The sequence below is a fragment of the Streptomyces sp. NPDC057623 genome (genome assembly GCF_042800355.1).
Taxonomy (GTDB): Bacteria; Actinomycetota; Actinomycetes; order Streptomycetales; family Streptomycetaceae; genus Streptomyces.
Window position 1 is genome coordinate 12,927 of sequence record NZ_JBHVGZ010000099.1, and the last position, 16,844, is coordinate 29,770.

At 72.0% G+C, this 16,844-nt stretch carries 12 protein-coding genes, 1 tRNA gene and 1 riboswitch; of the genes, 6 read left to right on the top strand and 7 right to left on the bottom strand.

All coding sequences use genetic code 11. From position 1 onward, the window contains the following. Nucleotides 1-380: 380 nt before the first annotated feature. Nucleotides 381-2,477 carry an asparagine synthase-related protein gene (locus ACFU95_RS46610; protein ID WP_383842474.1) on the bottom strand — a complete coding sequence of 699 codons (2,097 nt, stop codon included), beginning with the start codon at nt 2,475-2,477 and terminating at the stop codon, nt 381-383. 701 nt (nt 2,478-3,178) lie between these two features. Between ACFU95_RS46610 and ACFU95_RS46615 the strand changes: the two genes are divergently transcribed. After that, nucleotides 3,179-4,603 carry an MFS transporter gene (locus tag ACFU95_RS46615; protein ID WP_383842476.1) on the top strand — a complete coding sequence of 475 codons (1,425 nt, stop codon included), beginning with the start codon at nt 3,179-3,181 and terminating at the stop codon, nt 4,601-4,603. Between the two features lie 71 nt (nt 4,604-4,674). On the opposite strand, the gene ACFU95_RS46620 is transcribed toward ACFU95_RS46615, so the two are convergent. Next, nucleotides 4,675-6,033 carry a histidine-type phosphatase gene (locus tag ACFU95_RS46620; RefSeq protein WP_383842479.1) on the bottom strand — a complete coding sequence of 453 codons (1,359 nt, stop codon included), beginning with the start codon at nt 6,031-6,033 and terminating at the stop codon, nt 4,675-4,677. 266 nt (nt 6,034-6,299) lie between these two features. On the opposite strand from ACFU95_RS46620, the gene lhgO reads away from it, so the two are divergent. The 3 genes from lhgO to ACFU95_RS46635 all read left to right on the top strand — a co-directional run bounded on the left by lhgO (nt 6,300) and on the right by ACFU95_RS46635 (nt 10,006). Further along, the gene (lhgO, locus tag ACFU95_RS46625) at nt 6,300-7,508 is read left to right on the top strand and encodes an L-2-hydroxyglutarate oxidase (RefSeq protein WP_383842481.1); all 1,209 of its coding nucleotides are present in this window, start codon (nt 6,300-6,302) and stop codon (nt 7,506-7,508) included. Between the two features lie 185 nt (nt 7,509-7,693). After that, nucleotides 7,694-8,527 carry a tRNA (guanosine(46)-N7)-methyltransferase TrmB gene (gene trmB, locus ACFU95_RS46630; protein ID WP_383842484.1) on the top strand — a complete coding sequence of 278 codons (834 nt, stop codon included), beginning with the start codon at nt 7,694-7,696 and terminating at the stop codon, nt 8,525-8,527. 111 nt (nt 8,528-8,638) lie between these two features. Beyond that, nucleotides 8,639-10,006, top strand: coding sequence for a PrsW family intramembrane metalloprotease (locus ACFU95_RS46635; RefSeq protein ID WP_383842487.1), 1,368 nt, complete (start codon nt 8,639-8,641; stop codon nt 10,004-10,006). A 240-nt stretch (nt 10,007-10,246) separates the two neighbouring features. Here ACFU95_RS46635 and ACFU95_RS46640 read toward each other — a convergent pair whose 3' ends face one another. The 5 genes from ACFU95_RS46640 to ACFU95_RS46660 all read right to left on the bottom strand — a co-directional run bounded on the left by ACFU95_RS46640 (nt 10,247) and on the right by ACFU95_RS46660 (nt 15,413). Further along, complete coding sequence (locus ACFU95_RS46640; protein WP_383842490.1) at nt 10,247-11,191, bottom strand: aldo/keto reductase; 945 nt, start codon at nt 11,189-11,191, stop codon at nt 10,247-10,249. Between the two features lie 174 nt (nt 11,192-11,365). Next, nucleotides 11,366-12,391 carry a M23 family metallopeptidase gene (locus tag ACFU95_RS46645; protein WP_383842493.1) on the bottom strand — a complete coding sequence of 342 codons (1,026 nt, stop codon included), beginning with the start codon at nt 12,389-12,391 and terminating at the stop codon, nt 11,366-11,368. Nucleotides 12,392-12,402: 11 nt separating this feature from the next. Then, nucleotides 12,403-12,560: riboswitch (cyclic di-AMP (ydaO/yuaA leader) on the bottom strand. Nucleotides 12,561-12,818: 258 nt separating this feature from the next. After that, entirely contained in the window at nt 12,819-13,907 is a 1,089-nt protein-coding gene (locus ACFU95_RS46650) for a PP2C family protein-serine/threonine phosphatase (RefSeq protein WP_383842496.1), read from the bottom strand. Between the two features lie 198 nt (nt 13,908-14,105). After that, nucleotides 14,106-14,179 (bottom strand) — tRNA-Met (locus ACFU95_RS46655). Nucleotides 14,180-14,264: 85 nt separating this feature from the next. Further along, a complete protein-coding gene (locus ACFU95_RS46660) occupies nt 14,265-15,413 on the bottom strand; it encodes a dihydrofolate reductase family protein (RefSeq protein ID WP_383842499.1) in 1,149 nt (382 codons plus the stop codon). 48 nt (nt 15,414-15,461) lie between these two features. On the opposite strand from ACFU95_RS46660, the gene ACFU95_RS46665 reads away from it, so the two are divergent. Beyond that, a complete protein-coding gene (locus tag ACFU95_RS46665) occupies nt 15,462-15,977 on the top strand; it encodes a MarR family winged helix-turn-helix transcriptional regulator (RefSeq protein ID WP_383842502.1) in 516 nt (171 codons plus the stop codon). Between the two features lie 114 nt (nt 15,978-16,091). Then, entirely contained in the window at nt 16,092-16,733 is a 642-nt protein-coding gene (ribA, locus tag ACFU95_RS46670) for a GTP cyclohydrolase II (protein ID WP_383842505.1), read from the top strand. Nucleotides 16,734-16,844: the final 111 nt, after the last annotated feature.

A 16,844-nucleotide genomic window follows, 5' to 3' on the forward strand; every position in this document is an offset into this window, starting at 1 on the left:
GGGGGCACGGGTTTTGGCGGTCGCGGGGTGTTGGGGCAGGGGGTTCGTGAGTGCTGTGAGTTTCCGGGTGCGGGCCAGGAGGGTTCTCGCCCCCGCCGCCCCTACCCTTCCCATCCCTTGAAGGGGCTGCCGCCCCTTCGACCCCGGCCAGGGGGCTGCTGCCCCCTGGACCCCCGCTTGGCCCGAAGGGCCTCGTCCTCAAACGCCGGACGGGCTGAGAGATCCGGACCGGCGCCAAGATCCCTGCGGGTGGGCGGGGGGTCGGGATGGCAATGTCTCGTGCTCGAACGCCGGGCGGGCCGGAGGTGCCTGGGTCGGTGTCGAGAGGTGATCGTGTCCGACGGGGGGCAAGACCGCTGTGGGCAGCCGGCCCGGAGCAGTCACCCCCGTCGCACCGCCCCCGCCCCCAGCGCCCCACGCTGCGGCTTGATGCCCGCCGGTACCGCTCGTTGGCGGGCGGGGGTGCCTGTCCAGCAGGTGCCTCGGCGGGCCAGTAGGCGGTGTAGCCAGAGTTCCAGGGAGACCAGGTCTGCCAGGCCGTCCAGGGGGAGGGGCTCGCCCTCGGCGGCCGCGCGGAGGGCCTTGCGGACCACTCGGGCCTCCACCAGGCCCGCCTGGGCCAGGAGGGGGGTGCCGAACAGGGCCATCAGCGGGTCGGCCGACACGCGCAGGCCCGTGCGCGCCGCCACCGCCGCCGATGCGTGGGACGGGGCGCCCCAGCCGGGCGGGAGGTCGGCCACTCCGGCGCCCTCCAGGACCGTGCGGAGGATGGCCGCCCGGGCGCCGGGCTGGACGCGGAGGGCCTCCGGGAGGGCGCGGCAGGCGCGGACGACCTGGTTGTCGAGGAAGGGGGCGTGCAGGCGTTGGGAGCGGACCTCGGCGGCCTGTTCCAGGACGCGGAGGTCCGAGGCGTGGCGGGCCAGGGCGGCACGCGCGCGGTAGTCGCCCGGACGCTGGCCGGGGCCTACGCCGTTGCGGCTCGTCGCCGCTTGCAGGCGAACCGATACTTCAGCGAGGGCCTCGCCGGTCAGCCAGCGGGCCGCCGGCCCCGGTCTGGCCCAGGTGAGCGCGGCGAGCGACGCCCCTACGGCACCTCCGGGTTCGTCGAAGCGACGGTCCATCAGGCGGGCGGCCAGGGACTCCAGGCCCGTGCGGTACGGCGTGCGGGCCAGCTTTCGCGCCGCGCCGTACACGCGCGCGGGCACCAGCACCGAGCCGTCCGCCTTCGCCAGCGCCGCGACCGGGCGGACCAGGTGGCGGCGTTTGCGGTCCATCAGGAGGTCGGCCAGGCGGGCCGGGTGGGCGTCCAGGACCTGGCGGGCTCCGTAGCCCGTGAAGTGGTCCGCGCTGCCGGCCGCCAGGCGTGCCCGGTGCCGTGCCGCGGTCACCAGGCTGGGGCCCGGCTCGTCCGTCAGGGGGCCGTCCAGGTCGGCGTAGGGCAGTGTCTCCTCGCCGCCCGTCACCACCACGTGGTGCAGGCGGGGGTTGGCCGCCAGGGTTCCGGCGCGTTCCAGCTCGGCCTCGCGGCCGCCTACCGCGAGGTCGTTGAAGGTCACCGCCAAGAGGCGTTCACCGGCGCCCGTGCCGTGGCCCAGGACCGTGCCCGGCATCCCGGGGAGGCCGGCGGCGAGCAGGGCCAGGGTGCCCGACGCGGGGCCCCCGGACAGGTCGGCTCCGATGCCCGGAACCGGCATCCCGCGCGCGGCACGCCGTTCGGCGGGCCCCATGCCCGGGACCGGGCCCGGGTCTATGTCGGCGCCGGGAACATGGCGAGGCGCGGACAGACGCGCGCGTACCGACTCCACCAGGGCGTCCCGTACGGCGTCCACCGCGCTGTCCGGATCGGCGGTCGGCGCCGCCACGGCCAGGGAGGCGACCGGCTCGTACCCGGCGATCTCGCGCGCCCCGGTGCGCAGGATCAGCGCATGCCCCGGCGGAATGCGCCGTACGCCGTCGTACGGGGTGGAGTCGTGCAGCGCGGCCGGCACGTCTGGGGCGGCCAGCAGCGCGGCCAGGTGTCCGAAGTCGAGGTTGGCCTCGATGAGGTCGGCGAGGGGGAGCGCGGCGGTCGCATAGGCCGTACCGCCCGCCCAGGGGGTGTAGAAGACGGGCCGCGCACCCGCCAGGTCACCGCTCACCGTGACCCGGCGGCCGACCTGGACGACGGCCGTGTAGCTGCCGGACCAGGCCGTCAGATGCCGAAGTGCCCCGCCGCGCGCGGCGAACAGGCCGAGGCGCAGCTGTTCGTCGCTCGCCCCGCACGTCCCCAGCACGGCGATCCGGGTCTGTTCGTCGGCCTTGACCACGCGCACCTCGTCCGGGCGCCAGTCGCCGACCGCCCACAGGGGGTCGGGGTCGCCCCACAGGAGCTGGGACCCGACCGGGTGCACCGTCTCGCCGTCGCTTCCGGTGGCTCCCGCGGAGCCGAAACCGGATGCCACCGCGGTGGTGCTGCTCCATCCCACCAACCACCGCATCGTCGCCTCCACAGGCTGTGGACAACCAGTGCACCGCACGAACCGGTCACCATGCTGCCATGAAGGACGCGCGCCGGAGCGGCGGCGGAGCCGCTCGAGATCCCGGATTTGTACGCGCGCGTGGGTCGCCGCTCGGCCCGAACACCCGGACGGGGCAGGGGGATCGCTCGACACCTGCGACGCGAATGCGCCCCCGGTGCGCTCCCCAAGAACGCCCTTCGCGCCCTCAAGTTCCGTGGTCGGAGCGGTAATTGCCCGCGGAAGGCAGGGTCGGTTTTCAGCCAAATCGGCGACGTAAGGACAGGCTCGCGCACACTCCGTGCAAGTACTGCGCACTACTCGGTGTGGTCGCGGCGCGCGCAGTCCGGGGAACGGTGTACGCCCCCCGGACCGTTCCGCCGCCCGCGGGGATGTAGGCGGCGGAATCCCCCAGCCCACTGGATCCAGTACAGCGGGCCGACCCACGCATGAGCCATGGAACCGCTCCCCCGGTGGCTGGAGAAGAGCGCACGCACGGGCGCACGGCCACACAACGGGAGCACGTCACAACTGTGCGTAGGGGGTGCGCACTTGAGTACGGACCACAATCCCGCCATCCGGAAGAATGCCCCTTAACGCTTGGGATGCGGCGAACTACGCTGGGTTTACGAATGCCGCGTGGTTATGCCAGCGCGGCAGCCGTCTGTGTCGAGGGGTGGCGCATGTCCAGGGAGCAACGCGGGCCGAACGAAAAGCTCGGCGCCGTTCTCGCCCTCGCGGGAATCAGCAACGCAGGACTCGCTCGACGCGTCAACGATCTTGGCGCTCAACGAGGACTGACTCTTCGCTACGACAAGACGTCGGTGGCGCGCTGGGTGTCGAAAGGCATGGTGCCGCAAGGTGCCGCGCCGCACCTCATCGCCGCCGCGATCGGCCAGAAGCTGGGCCGTCCGGTGCCGCTCCACGAGATCGGCCTGGCGGACGCGGACCCCGCGCCCGAAGTGGGCCTCGCCTTCCCCCGCGACGTCGGACAGGCGGTGAAGTCGGCGACGGAACTCTACCGTCTCGACCTCGCCGGCCGCCGCGCGGGCTCCGGCGGCATCTGGCAGTCCCTGGCCGGTTCGTTCGCAGTAAGCGCGTACGCAACGCCTGCCTCACGGTGGCTGATAACCCCGGCCGACAGCTCGGTGGCGCGCGAGGTGAACTCCGCGGAGGACTCCGGCGCACCGCTCAAAGTCGGCCACAGCGACGTGCAGAAGCTGCGGGAGGCCGCCGAGGACGCCAGGCGCTGGGACTCCAAGTACGGAGGCGGCGACTGGCGTTCGTCCATGGTGCCGGAGTGCTTACGGGTGGAGGCGGCGCCGCTGCTGCTCGGCTCGTACTCCGACGAAGTCGGGCGGGCGCTGTTCGGGGCGAGTGCCGAACTCACGCGTCTCGCCGGGTGGATGGCCTTCGACACCGGGCAACAGGAGGCCGCCCAGCGGTACTACATCCAGGCGCTGCGCCTCTCGCGAGCCGCCGCGGACGTACCTCTCGGCGGGTACGTCCTCGCGTCCATGTCGCTCCAGGCGACCTACCGGGGCTTCGGCGACGAGGGCGTCGACCTCGCCCAGGCCGCTCTGGAACGCAACCGGGGCCTCGCCACGGCCCGCACCATGAGCTTCTTCCGTCTCGTCGAGGCACGCGCACACGCGCGCGCTGGTGACGCCCAGGCCGCCGGCGCGGCACTGAAGGCGGCGGAGGGCTGGCTGGAGCGGTCCAGAGAGGGCGACAACGACCCTTCGTGGCTCGGCTTCTACTCCTACGACCGCTTCGCCGCGGACGCCGCCGAGTGCTACCGGGACCTGAAGGCACCGCGTCAGGTACGGCGGTTCACGGAGCAGGCGCTGTCGAAGCCGACGGAGGAGTTCGTGCGCTCGCACGGGCTGCGGCTGGTCGTCTCGGCGGTCGCCGAGCTCGAGTCGGGCAACCTCGACGCGGCGTGCGAGCAGGGCGTGCGGGCGGTGGAGGTCGCGGGGCGGATATCGTCCGCGCGCACCACCGAGTACGTGAAGGACCTGCTGCACCGCCTGGAGCCGTACGGCGACGAGCCGCGGGTGGTCGAGCTGCGGGAACGTGCACGGCCGCTGCTGATGGCTCCGGCCTAGGCGGGCCTCTCGCGAGGCCGGCGGCTCAGCCTGGCTGAGCCGCCGGCCGTCACGACTTCACGATCACGGCGTCACGACGTGCTGTTCGTGCGCCCGAAGCAGCGCTCCAGCTCGTCCAGTTTGTAGAAGGCGCTGCCCTTGGAGATCGGCGTGCAGCCGGCCTTGAAGGCGGTCTCCTTCTCGTTGTAGAGCATCCGCACCAGGTAGGTGTCGCCCTTGCTGAAGACGTCCCACTGGATGTTCGAGCCGAGCGGCGCCACGGACGCGCCCCGCCAGGCGTTGTCGGCGTAGGTGTACGGCTGCTCGGCGGTGGCGCCCTTCGTGCTGCCGGGCAGGCCCATCAGCGCGGCCAGCGGGATGATCTCCTCGGCGTGCGTGAAGCGGAGCTCGGCGCCCAGGTCGCTGGTGCCGGCGCGCTTGGCCTCGATCTGCCGGAAGAAGTCGTCGAGCAGAACGCCCGCCATCTTGTATGTGATGTCGCTGCCGGCGAATCCGGGGCCCTTCTCGTAGAAGTCCTCGACGTCGCTCAGGTACCCGAACCAGGCCGCGTCCCGCTTGGAGATGAACCGCTCCATGCCCCAGCCCCTGCCGCCGGGGCTCTCGTCGCTCATGGCGGGCGCGATGGCGTACAGGTTGTAGACGGCCGTGGCGGCGGCCACGCGGTCGTCGTCGGAGAGCTGGTCGACGAAGTCGCCCTTGAAGAGCTTCTTCAGTACGTCGCGGGCGGCGCGGTGGGTGGTGGGCTGGTCGGTGATGGACTTCAGGGTGCTCGCGAGGCGCTGGTCGTTCGCGAGGTAGTCCCGGTAGGCAGCGCCGCCGGCCGCCTTGTGGAAGTACAGGAGGTCGACGTCCGTGCGGGTCGGGCCGATCAGCGGCTTCAGGGCGGGGTCGGCCCCGGCCAGCCCGGCGGCGTACAGGTTCGCGCTGTCGACAGCGCGTCCCTGCCCCGAGCTGACGACGTCGATCTTCTCCTTGTCGCCCGCGATCCGCTGGAACAGCCCCGGCAGCCGCTTCTCCATCCGTACGGCCGTGTCGTGGATCTCGCGCTCGCCACGCCCGCTGAGGTCGCCGTAGCCCACGGTGCTCATGGCGGTCCGGAGCGCCTGCACCTCGGGCCCGAACCGCTTGCCCTTGGCGGTGAGCCGACCGGCGGCCCCGGCCTTCTTCCACAGCGCGAGAACCAGGTCCGCGTCCTCGCCGTCGGTCGCGGCGCGGGAGCCGTGCCGGGAGACGTTCTCGGTGAAGACGGGGGTGAAGCCGACGGGGGGCCGCTGGTAGGAGCGGGCGCTCTCGCCGGGGGCGTACGTCGCCTTGGTGCCGTAGCTGTCGCGGGTGCTCGTGTTCGCGGCGGCGCCGGCCGGGGCCGCGGCCAGCAGGGTGGCCAGGCCGAGGGCCAGGGGCGGGACAAGGGCCGGGATCAGGCGTCTCATGGATGTGCCGTTTCGTTCAGTGCCGCTGCGACGCACCGATGCGGCAGTCCGGGTGCTCTGCCGCATCGTCGGAGCGGTGCGTGAACTCCTTGTGGCTGGATCACGGCGGACGGGTGGCCGGATTCCCTGCCCTTGTCCAAGGTTCGCCCTGGGAATCGTCACGCCGAGGTACCCGGGTCCGGCATCCCGTGGGAACGCGGTGCTCCGTTGGGTTTGAGGGCGTTGTCAGTGGCGCAGTGCATTATCGAAACCGGGAGGTGGGGCAGGTGCGGACGCTCGCTTACGACTGTGACGTGCTCGTCATCGGCGGTGGGATCGTCGGGCTGGCCACGGCGTATGCGATCACGCGTGCCGCGCCGGGGACGCGGGTGACCGTGCTGGAGAAGGAGACGGGTCCCGCCCGGCACCAGACGGGGCGCAACAGCGGGGTCATCCACAGCGGGATCTACTACCGGCCGGGTTCGCTGAAGGCGCGGTACGCGGTGCGCGGTGCCGCCGAGATGGTCAAGTTCTGCGCGGAGTACGGCATCGCGCACGCCGTCACCGGCAAGCTGATCGTCGCGACGGAGCGGGCCGAGCTGCCGCGGCTGCACGCCCTGGTGCAGCGCGGCCGGGAGAACGGCATTCCGGTACGGGAGCTGGGCGCCACGCAGATCGCGGAGTACGAACCGGAGGTGCGCGGGCTCGCCGCCATACACGTGGGGACGACGGGCGTCTGTGACTTCGTCGGGGTCGCGCGGCAGCTGGCCGAGGCGTCCGGGGCGGAGATCCGGTACGGCGCGCAGGTCGAGCACGTCGACCGGCGGGCGGAGCTGGGGGTAGCCGTACGGACCACGGGCGGCGACGTCGTGCGGGGGCGGGTGCTGGTGAACTGTGCCGGGCTGCACTGCGACGAGGTGGCCCGGATGACGGGGGACGAGCCCGAGGTGCGGATCGTGCCCTTCCGGGGCGAGTACTACACGCTGGCCCGGCCCGAGCTGGTGCGGGGGCTCGTGTACCCGGTGCCGGACCCGGCGTTTCCGTTCCTCGGGGTGCACCTCACACGCGGGATCGACGGCGATGTGCACATCGGGCCCAACGCGGTGCCGGCACTGGCCCGGGAGGGGTACGGGTGGGGTGTCGTCCGGCCGCGGGAGGTCGGGGCGACGGTGGCGTGGCCCGGGGTGTGGCGGATGGCCCGGCGGCACTGGCGGTACGGCGCCGGGGAGCTGCGGCGGTCGGTGTCCCGGGGGGCGTTCACGGAGGCGGTGCGGAGGTTGTTGCCCGCGGTGACCTCGGATGATCTGGTGCCGGCTGCGGCGGGGGTGCGGGCGCAGGCAGTGCTGCGGGACGGGTCGCTGGTGGACGACTTCCTGATACGGGAGGGGGCTCGGGCGGTGCATGTGCTGAACGCGCCGAGTCCTGCGGCGACCGCTTCGCTGCCGATCGGGCGGGAGGTGGCGCGGAGGGCGTTGGCGGTGATGGAGGCTGCTTGAGGGGGTTGGGGTGCGGGTGGGTGCGAGGGCGGGCCTCGTGGTTTCGCCCCCGCCGCCCGCTGGACCCCCGCTATCGCCCCGAAGGGCCTCGTCCTCAAACTCCCCCAGAGGGGGTGCCCCCAGACGGGCTGGAGGTGCCCGGGCGGGCTTGTTGTGTGCTGTTCCCCCGTAAAATCGGTTCCACTGTGTCTGACTCTCTCAACGCCCCCGAAGCCCCCCAGCCCGGCGAGCAGGCCGGCCCTGCCGATCACCACCCCGGGGTCTCCGTTCGACATACCCGGGCCAAGGGTGAGCCACGGTTCCCTGACGGGCCCAAGGCCGACCCGGCCGGGTCGCACTTCGAGCGGCGGATCCGGAGCTTTCAGCCACGGCGGAGTCGGGTGACCGCGGGGCAGGCGGACGCGTTGCAGCGGCTGTGGCCCAAGTGGGGGCTCGACATCGACGGGCAGTGCGTCGTCGACCTGGCCGAGCTGTTCGGGAACGACAACCCCTCCGTGCTGGAGATCGGCTTCGGGATGGGTGAGGCGACCGCGCAGATGGCCGCCGGTGACCCCGGCACCAACATCCTCGCCGTCGACGTCCACACCCCGGGGCAGGGAAATCTGCTCAACCTCGCCGACCAGAACGGGCTGTCCAACCTCCGGGTCGGCAACGGCGACGCCATCATCCTGCTCCGCGAGATGCTCACGCCGGACGCACTCGACGGACTGCGCGTCTACTTCCCGGACCCCTGGCCCAAGAAGCGGCACCACAAGCGGCGGCTCATCCAGCCCGAGTTCCTCAGCCTCGCCGCGACCCGGCTGAAGCCCGGTGCCGTCGTGCACTGCGCCACCGACTGGGAGCCGTACGCCGAACAGATGCTCGAAGTACTGAGCGCGCATCCCGACTTCGAGAACACCCAGGACGACGGCGGTTTCGCGCCCCGTCCGCAGTTCCGGCCGCTGACCCGTTTCGAGGGGCAGGGACTGGACAAGGGTCATGTGGTGAACGACCTGCTCTTCCGCCGCGTACAGCGATAGGAGCAGCGGGAAGTACCGCACGGAACAAGAGCATCTCCAGCAACTCCCCACCGGCGCCCGAGCCCCTCGCGCTGCTGCGGGCGGCGCCCCTGCCTCGTTAGGGTCAATGCCGTGGCCACCTGTCCCCCGTACCCGACGCACCCCACCGGTCCCACCGGCGGCGCACTGCGGCACGCGCACTGGTGGCAGAAGCGGTGGGTGCGCTACGGCGCGCTCAGCACGCTGCTCGCGCTCTCCGGGCTGGTCATCCTCGCCCTGGTGCGGGAGCAGACCGGCACCGAAGGGTTCCTGGTCGGGCTCGGGCTCGCCATCCTGCCCGTGCCGCTGCTCGTCGCGTCCTTCCGGTGGCTGGACCGGGTCGAGCCGGGGCCCTGGCGCAATCTGCTGTTCTCCTTCGCCTGGGGTGCCTGCGCGGCGGCGCTGATAGCGATCATCGCCAACAGCTTCGCGACGAGATGGATAGCGACCGCGACGGCCGATCCGTCGCACGCGGACACCCTGGGCGCGACCGTCATAGCGCCTGTCGTGGAGGAGACGGCGAAGGCCGCGGCCGTACTCCTCGTGTTCCTCTTCCGGCGGCGGGACTTCACCGGGATCGTCGACGGCGTGGTGATAGCGGGGGTCACCGCCACCGGGTTCGCCTTCACCGAGAACATCCTCTACCTCGGTACCGCCTTCGGCACCGACCAGCTGTCCGGCGACAGCGGCATCGCCTCCGTCACCGCGGCGACCTTCTTCGTCCGCGTCATCATGTCGCCGTTCGCGCACCCGCTCTTCACCGTCCTGACCGGCATCGGCTTCGGCATCGCCGCGCTGTCGGGTGAACGGCAGCACGTGCGGCGGGTGCTTCTCCCCCTCTTCGGGCTGTTGCTCGCCATGGGCATGCACGCCCTGTGGAACGGCTCCTCGGCCTTCGGCGAGTTCGGGTTCTTCGCCGTGTACGCGGCCTTCATGGTGCCCGCGTTCGGGCTGCTGACGTGGCTGGTGATCTGGACGCGGCAGCGTGAGCTGAGGACCGTGCGGGAGGAACTGCCCGCGTATGTCGTGGCCGGGTGGCTGGCCCCGAGTGAGCCGTTCGCGCTCGGTTCGATGCGGGCTCGGCGGGTGGCCCGGCAGTATGCGCGGCGCCGTGGGGGGCGGGGGGCCGCGCGGGCCGTGGCGCAGTACGAGGCGTATGCCACGTCGCTGGCGTTCCTGCGGCACCGGGGGCGGCGGGGGCGGGCCGGGGCGGACTTCGTGGTGCGGGAGGGGGAGTTGCTGCGTGAGCTGTGGTGGCGGCGGGAGGTTGCGCGGCCGGCGCTGCAGCACGCGGTGGCTGCGCGGGCCTGGCCGGCGTATGGGCAGGGGCAGGGACACGGGCAGGGCTACGGGTACGGGTCCGGGTATGCGGCGCCGGTTCAGTGGCAGCCGTACGGGCAGGGGTACGGGGCGGCTGCGTCGTATCCCGTGTACAACCCGTACAACCCGTATCGGACGTGACGGTGCGGGGGTGCCGTGGTTTCCTCGCCCCCGCCGCCCCTACCCGTCCCATCCCTGAAGGGGCTCCGCCCCTTCCACCCCGCCAAGGGGCGCCGCCCCCTGGACCCCCGCTTCGGCCTGCGGCCTCGTCCTCAAACGCCGGACGGGCTGGAAGACGGACCAGCGCCAGGCCCCCTGCGGGTGGGTGGGGCTCGGGATGGCAAATGCCTCGTCCTCAAACGCCGGACGGGCTGGAGGGGTTCAGGACGACGCCTGTGTGAGGCTCTCCGTTTCCTCCTCCGTCAGCATCAGCTCGTCCACCCCCACCAGCGCCGCCAGCTGCTCGACAGTCCGGGCCGAGGCGATCGGGGCCGTGACCGTCGGCTGGGACGCCAGCCAGGACAGGGCGACCGTGGCCACCGGCGCCTCGTGGGCGGCGGCGATCTCGTCCAGGGCGGCGAGGACCTTCCGGCCCCGTTCCGTCTCCGTGTGCTTGGCGGCACCCTCGGCACGCCGGCTGCGCACCGTCGTACCGGTGCGGTACTTGCCCGTGAGGAAGCCGGACGCCAGGGCGAAGTACGGGACCGCCGCAAGGCCCTCGCGCTCGGCGAGGTTCTGGAGGTCGCCCTCGTAGGTGTCGCGGGAGACCAGGTTGTAGTGGGGCTGGAGGGCGACGTACCGGGCCACACCCTCGCGGTCGGAGAAGGCGAGGGAGGCCGCCAGGCGCTCCGCCGAGATGTTGGACGCGGCGATGTGCCGTACCTTGCCGGCCTTCACCAGCTCGTCCAGCGCGCCGATGATCTCCTCGACCGGCACGTCCGGCTTGTCGAAGTGGGTGTAGTAGAGGTCGATGTGGTCGGTGCCCAGGCGGCGCAGGGAGGCGTCGGCGGCCGCCTTGATGTTGGCCGCGGTGAGTCCCTGGAAGTCGGGGTGCTGGCTGGCCTTCGTGGCGATCACGACATCCGCGCGGTTGCCGCGGGCCTTCAGCCAGTTGCCGATGATGGTCTCGGACTCGCCGCCCGCGTTGCCCTCGGCCCACGCCGAGTACGAGTCGGCCGTGTCGATGAAGTTGCCGCCCGCCGCCGCGTAGGCGTCCAGGACGGCGAAGGACTGGGTCTCGTCCGCCGTCCAGCCGAAGACGTTGCCGCCGAGGGAGAGCGGGAAGACCTCCAGGTCGGAGGTGCCGAGCTTGCGTAGGGAAGTCATGTTCGACATCAACGCCCTTGGCGGAGTCCACTCTTCCGGATCAGCCGCAAAGTTCCCGTAAACAAGCGGACCCCGGCGCTCCGGAGCCGGCAGCCCTGACGTCGGGGGGTTGTCGTCAGGACCGCCGGAGATCCGGAACAGCCGGGGATCAGAAGCGGGTGTTTCTCGGACGCCTCAGGGCGTGAGCCCCTTGCCGCGCAGCCACGCCATCGGGTCGATGCCGCTCGCGCTGCCGCCGGGGTGCACTTCGAGGTGCAGGTGGGCACCGGTCACGTTGCCCGTGGCGCCCACGCGGCCGATGACGTCGCCCGTATTGACCTTCTGGCCCACGCTCACGCTGATCGACGACTGGTGCGCGAACCAGATCTCGGTGCCGTCGTCGAGGGTGAGCTCCGTCTTGTAGCCGTACGACCCGTCCCAGCCGGCGAACGTGATCGTGCCGCTGTGCACGGCCTTGATCAGCGTGCCGGAGGGGGCGGCGAAGTCCAGGCCCGTGTGGTAGCCGGAGGACCAGTAGGCGCCGGCCTGACCGAAGGTCGAGGTGATCGTGTACGAGGAGGTCGGCAGCGTGAACTGCTTGGCCAGCTCGGCCAGGCGCTCGGCCTCGGCCTTCTTGCGGGCTTCTTCCTCGGCCTTGGCCTTCGCGGCGGCGGCCTTGGCCTTGGCCTCCTCCTCCGCCTTGGCGGCCGCGGCGGCGGCCTCCTTCTCGGCGGCGACGACAGCGGCCGCGGCGGCCTTGCTCTCGATCTGGTCCTGCTGCTGCTCGGCCTGCGCCATGATGCGGCTGCGCAGCGCCTCGCCGGCGTCGGTGGTGCCCTGGGTGGTCTCTTCGACGGCCGTGCCCATGGTGCTCAGCGCGGTGCCGGTGTCCTCGGCGGGCGCGGCGTCGTCGTCGGAGATCAGGGGCAGGTCCGGCATGGTGATGGCGACCGGCGGCTTGCCGCTGTTCGCGCTGGCCATACCGCCCGCGCCGACGGCGGCTATGACTCCGACGCCGAGAACCGTGGAGCTGCGGGCGAGTCCCCCGCCACGCTGCTTGGAGACGCGATGCCTGCCGCGTACGGGACGGAGGGAATCCGCGGTGGGGTTCCACTCCTCGAACGGGCCCTCGTCGGTGCGGTGACGGTCGTAGCCGAAGGTTTCGCTACCGCGTTGACTCGGCACGAACGGGGCTTGCGGGGCAGGCGGGTTGGACGCCACGTGGGCGTACTCCTTTCCTTCCTTCTCGCCTACCGGGTTAGCTGACGGGTTCGGAGCAGGAAGGTCTCCTACGCGCGTATACCAACCGTGAGTTCCCGGTGGTATCCGTGCGATTCACCCCAAGGTGGTGGTTCCCCGGTTCCCTTGCGGGATTCGGCGCGTGCGCACGGAGCCGACTCTTGTGACGGCTGGGACGACCGCGCTGCGTTATCGAACGTTAATAGACGCGGGGTGCGGATTCCAAGCTGTTCCGCTTGATCATTAACGATTCTCGCCTGGACTTACAGGTCATGAGCGGCCTAAATCGGGCGAGTTGACCAAGGCTCAGGGGTCACACAGGTATTGACGGTATGTCAGTTGTTATGCGGAGGGCACTCGTCTGATCACCCTTGGTGACGGCGATCAGGGTCTGCTCTCCACAAGATCTTCATCTGGTCCGTCGTACGGCGATGAGGGCCATGTCGTCCGCCATGCCGCCCCCGGAGTGGCGGCGCACCTCCGCCGCGAGCACACCGAGCAGCTCGGTCGGCTCGCGCCGGGCGTTGGCCCGTCCCGCGAGCCCCGCCTCGGGGTCGTAGAACCGCCCGGTGGCGTCCCGGGCCTCGGACAGGCCGTCGGTGTGGAGGAGCAGCGTCGCCCCGCCCGGGAAGTCGGCCTCCTGGGCCCGGTCCGGCCAGGTCCCGAGCTCACCCATGCCCAGGGGCAGCGCGGGCTCCGGAGCGGGCAGCGCGCGCACCTCGCCGTCGGCGTACAGCAGCAGGGGCGGGGGATGGCCGCGGTTGACGAGGCGCACGGTCCCGTCGCCGTGCGCCAGCTCGGCGAGGACGGCGGTGGTGAACCCCTCGGAGGCCTCGATCCCCTCGCGTCGCGTGCGCTCCCGTGCCAGCGCCCGCTCCAGGCGCTGCGCGACCGCCTCCAGCGCGGTCTCCTGCTCGGCGGCCTCCCGGAAGGCCCCGATGACGACGGCGACCACCCCGACCGCTCCCATGCCCTTGCCGCGCACGTCCCCCACGACGATCCGTACGCCGTGCGGGCTGTCCTGCACCGCGTACAGGTCACCGCCGATGAAGGCCCCTTCCTGCGCCGCCTCGTACCGTGCCGCGATCTGGAACCCGCCGATCCGCTCGGCGGGGTCGGGGAGTACGGCGCGCTGGGCGGCCTCGGCGATCTCGCGGGCGGAGGCAAGGCGCTCGTCGCCGCGGCGGACGAGGAGGTTGATGAGGACGGCGAGGACGGAGACGGTGACCACGGTGACCAGCTCAGTGGTCACCTCGGCCCGGGGAAGGTCGCCGGGCAGGCCGCGGAGCACGAGCAGGGTGCCGACCGCCACGATGCCCGTGAGCACGGTGCCGCGCTGCGAGTAGAGCGGGGCGGCGACCAGGGGGGCGGCGGTGAAGAAGGGGGCGCCGGTGAAGTCCGTGGGTGTGACGTAGTCGTACATGCCTCCGGCCGCGATCAGCAGGGCGGGGAGCAGCCGGACGAACCGGCGCGCGTACGAGATCCGCCGTTGCTCCACCTCACCAGGGTTGCCGAAGCGGGGGCGGTGGGCGAGTGGTGACGGCCGACCGGACGAGCGCGCGGCCGGTGAGGAGTCGAATGGGGGGCTGGGTCCCCGGGCGGGAAATCGCGCGGAAATCCCGGGAATCCGAGTGGGAAACCCGGCAGGAAACGACTCAGGGCCGGAACTGAATCAGTTCCGGCCCTGGGCCATCAGTAGCGGGGACAGGATTTGAACCTGCGACCTCTGGGTTATGAGCCCAGCGAGCTACCGAGCTGCTCCACCCCGCGGCGATGACTCAATAGTACGCCATCCGCGGGGCAGAAAGCACACGCGTGTACCGGGGCCACCTCGACCGACGCTTTCGAGGCCGGTTCAGGGCCCCGGCGGCGTGGCGACAAGGTGGCTGTTCGGGGCCATGGCCCGCCTCTCGTACTCGGGCAGGACCACCACATCCACCCCTTCCCCGGCCAGCAGCCCGCTTCCGTCGGCCCCTGCCACGAACGTGTCCGGCTCCCGCCAGGCCGTCACCACCCGCCGCACCCCCGCCTCCAGGATCAACCGCGCACACGGCACCGGGCGGGACGCCCGACGCGTGCAGGGCTCCAGGCTCGTGTACACCGTGGCGGACGTCACACGGGGGTCCCCGGCCGCGATCTTCGCCAGCGCCGCCTCCTCGGCATGGACCGCGGGGTCGCCCTCTTCCCTGGAGTACCCCCGCGCCAGCTCGGTCCCGTCGGCCGCCACGACGACCGCCCCTACGCTGAAGGCCGTCCCCGACGGCGGGCACTCGGCGGCCAGCTCGCACGCCAGCGCCAGCCACCTCCGGTCGGCGGCGGAGGCCAGGAGGCCGGCACCGGGTGCGGTCGGCTCGTAGCGCATCAGCACGACGTCCTCGATCCGCCGCGTCTCCAGCAGCCGCAGTCGGCCCTCCTGATACCCGCCCGGGCCGAACAGCCGGGGCGCCTGCGGGTCCCCCACGAACAGCGGTGCCAGCACCAGCTGCACCTCGTCCGCCAGCCCCTGCTGCAGCAGCTGCGTGTGGATCGTGCCGCCCCCCTCGACCATCAGCCGCTCGACCCCGAGCACCTCGCGCAGGTGCCGCAGCAGGTCCCGCCAGTCCAGGTCCGGGCCCAGCGCGACCACGTCCGCCGCGACCGGCTCCCGCCGCAGCCGCTCCGCGCCCTTCTCCGTCGTATAGACGATCTTCTCGCCGCCCGTGTGCCAGAAGTTCGCCGTCGGGTCCAGCTCGCCGGACGCGCTGACCGTGACCTTCAGCGGATACTCCGGCCTGCCCGCCGCCGCCCGCGCGGCCCGCCGCTCGGCCGAGTTCACCAGCAGGCGCGGGTTGTCCGCGCGGATCGTGCCGGCGCCGATCAGGATGGCGTCCACGGACGCCCGTACCTCGTCGACGCGGTCGAAGTCGGCCGGGCTGGAGAGGAGCAGGCGCTCGGGGGTGGCGTCGTCGAGGTAGCCGTCCAGGGAGACCGCGGCGGACAGCAGGACGTAGGGGTACGACGGCATCGGCACGCTCCGCTTGGTTCAAGTTTGAAACAAACTTACACTGGTCGCATGACGACTCGCTGGCTCTCCCCCGAGGAGCAGCGCGCCTGGCGCGCCTACATCGCCTCCGCCGCCCTGGTGGAGGACGCGCTGGACCGGCAGCTCCAGCAGGAAGCCGGCATGCCCCATCTGTATTACTCCATCCTCGCCACCCTGTCCGAGGCTCCGGAGCGCAAGCTGCGGATGACCGATCTCGCGGAGAGGCTGAAGATCACCCGCAGTCGGCTGACGTACGCCGTGACGCGGCTGGAGAAGGACGGGCTGGTGCGGCGCGAGGACTGCCGCCGGGACAAGCGCGGCAGCATCGCGACCCTCACCGAGGAAGGGATGCGCGTCCTGGAGCGTACGGCGCCGGGGCACGTCGAGACCGTACGGGCGCTGCTCTTCGACCGGCTGACCCCGGAGCAGGTCGGGCAGCTGGAGGAGATCTTCACGAAGGTCGCCGAGGGCTTCCAGGGCGACGACGTGCACGCCACCGCGGAGGACGTGCCCTGGCGGCGGCGCTCCGGCAAGCCCTGTTCGTGACGCACGCCACAGCGCCGTTATTGCTTCAAATTTAAAGCATGGGATAGGGTCCTGTTTCGAGGAGCTGCTTCAAATCTGAAGCAGAGACCCACGTACGGAACCCGGAGAACCCGCATGCCCGACTTCACCGCCGCCACCCAGCGCGCCCGTGTCCGGGTCCCGCTGCGCTTCCAGGACGGCTACCGCGCCGACGCCGAGCTGGTCACCTTCCACGGTCTGGCCGACGGCCTGGAGCACGTGGCCGTCGTCCTCGGCGACCCGGCCCCCGGCACCACCCCGCTGGTCCGGCTGCACTCCGAGTGCCTGACCGGCGATGTCTTCGGCTCGGCCCGGTGCGACTGCGGCCCCCAGCTGCGCGAGGCCGTCGAGCGCATCGCCGAGCGCGGCGGCGTGCTGCTGTACCTGCGCCAGGAGGGCCGCGGCATCGGGCTCTACAACAAGCTGGACGCGTACGCCCTCCAGGACCAGGGCCTCGACACCTACGCCGCGAACGCCGCCCTGGGCCTGCCCGAGGACGCCCGCGACTACACGGCGGCCGCCCAGATGCTCGCCGCCCTCGGCATCGGCGGACTGGACCTGCTCTCCAACAACCCCGACAAGGCGGAGCAGCTCCGCGCCCTCGGCGTCGAGGTCCAGGGCCGCGTCCCCACCGGCGTCTTCGCCACCCCGGACAACGTCCGCTACCTGCGCGCGAAGGTCCTCCAGACCCAGCACACGCTGCCGCTCGGGGAGCTCGCGGGGCTCAACGTGGGCTGACGGCAGGACGAGAGGGGCGGGGGGTCTCGCTTTCCACCCCCCCCCCCCCCCCTCCCCCCCCCCCCCCCCCTGGCAACCCCCCCCCCGCCCCCCCCCCCCCCCCCCCCCCCC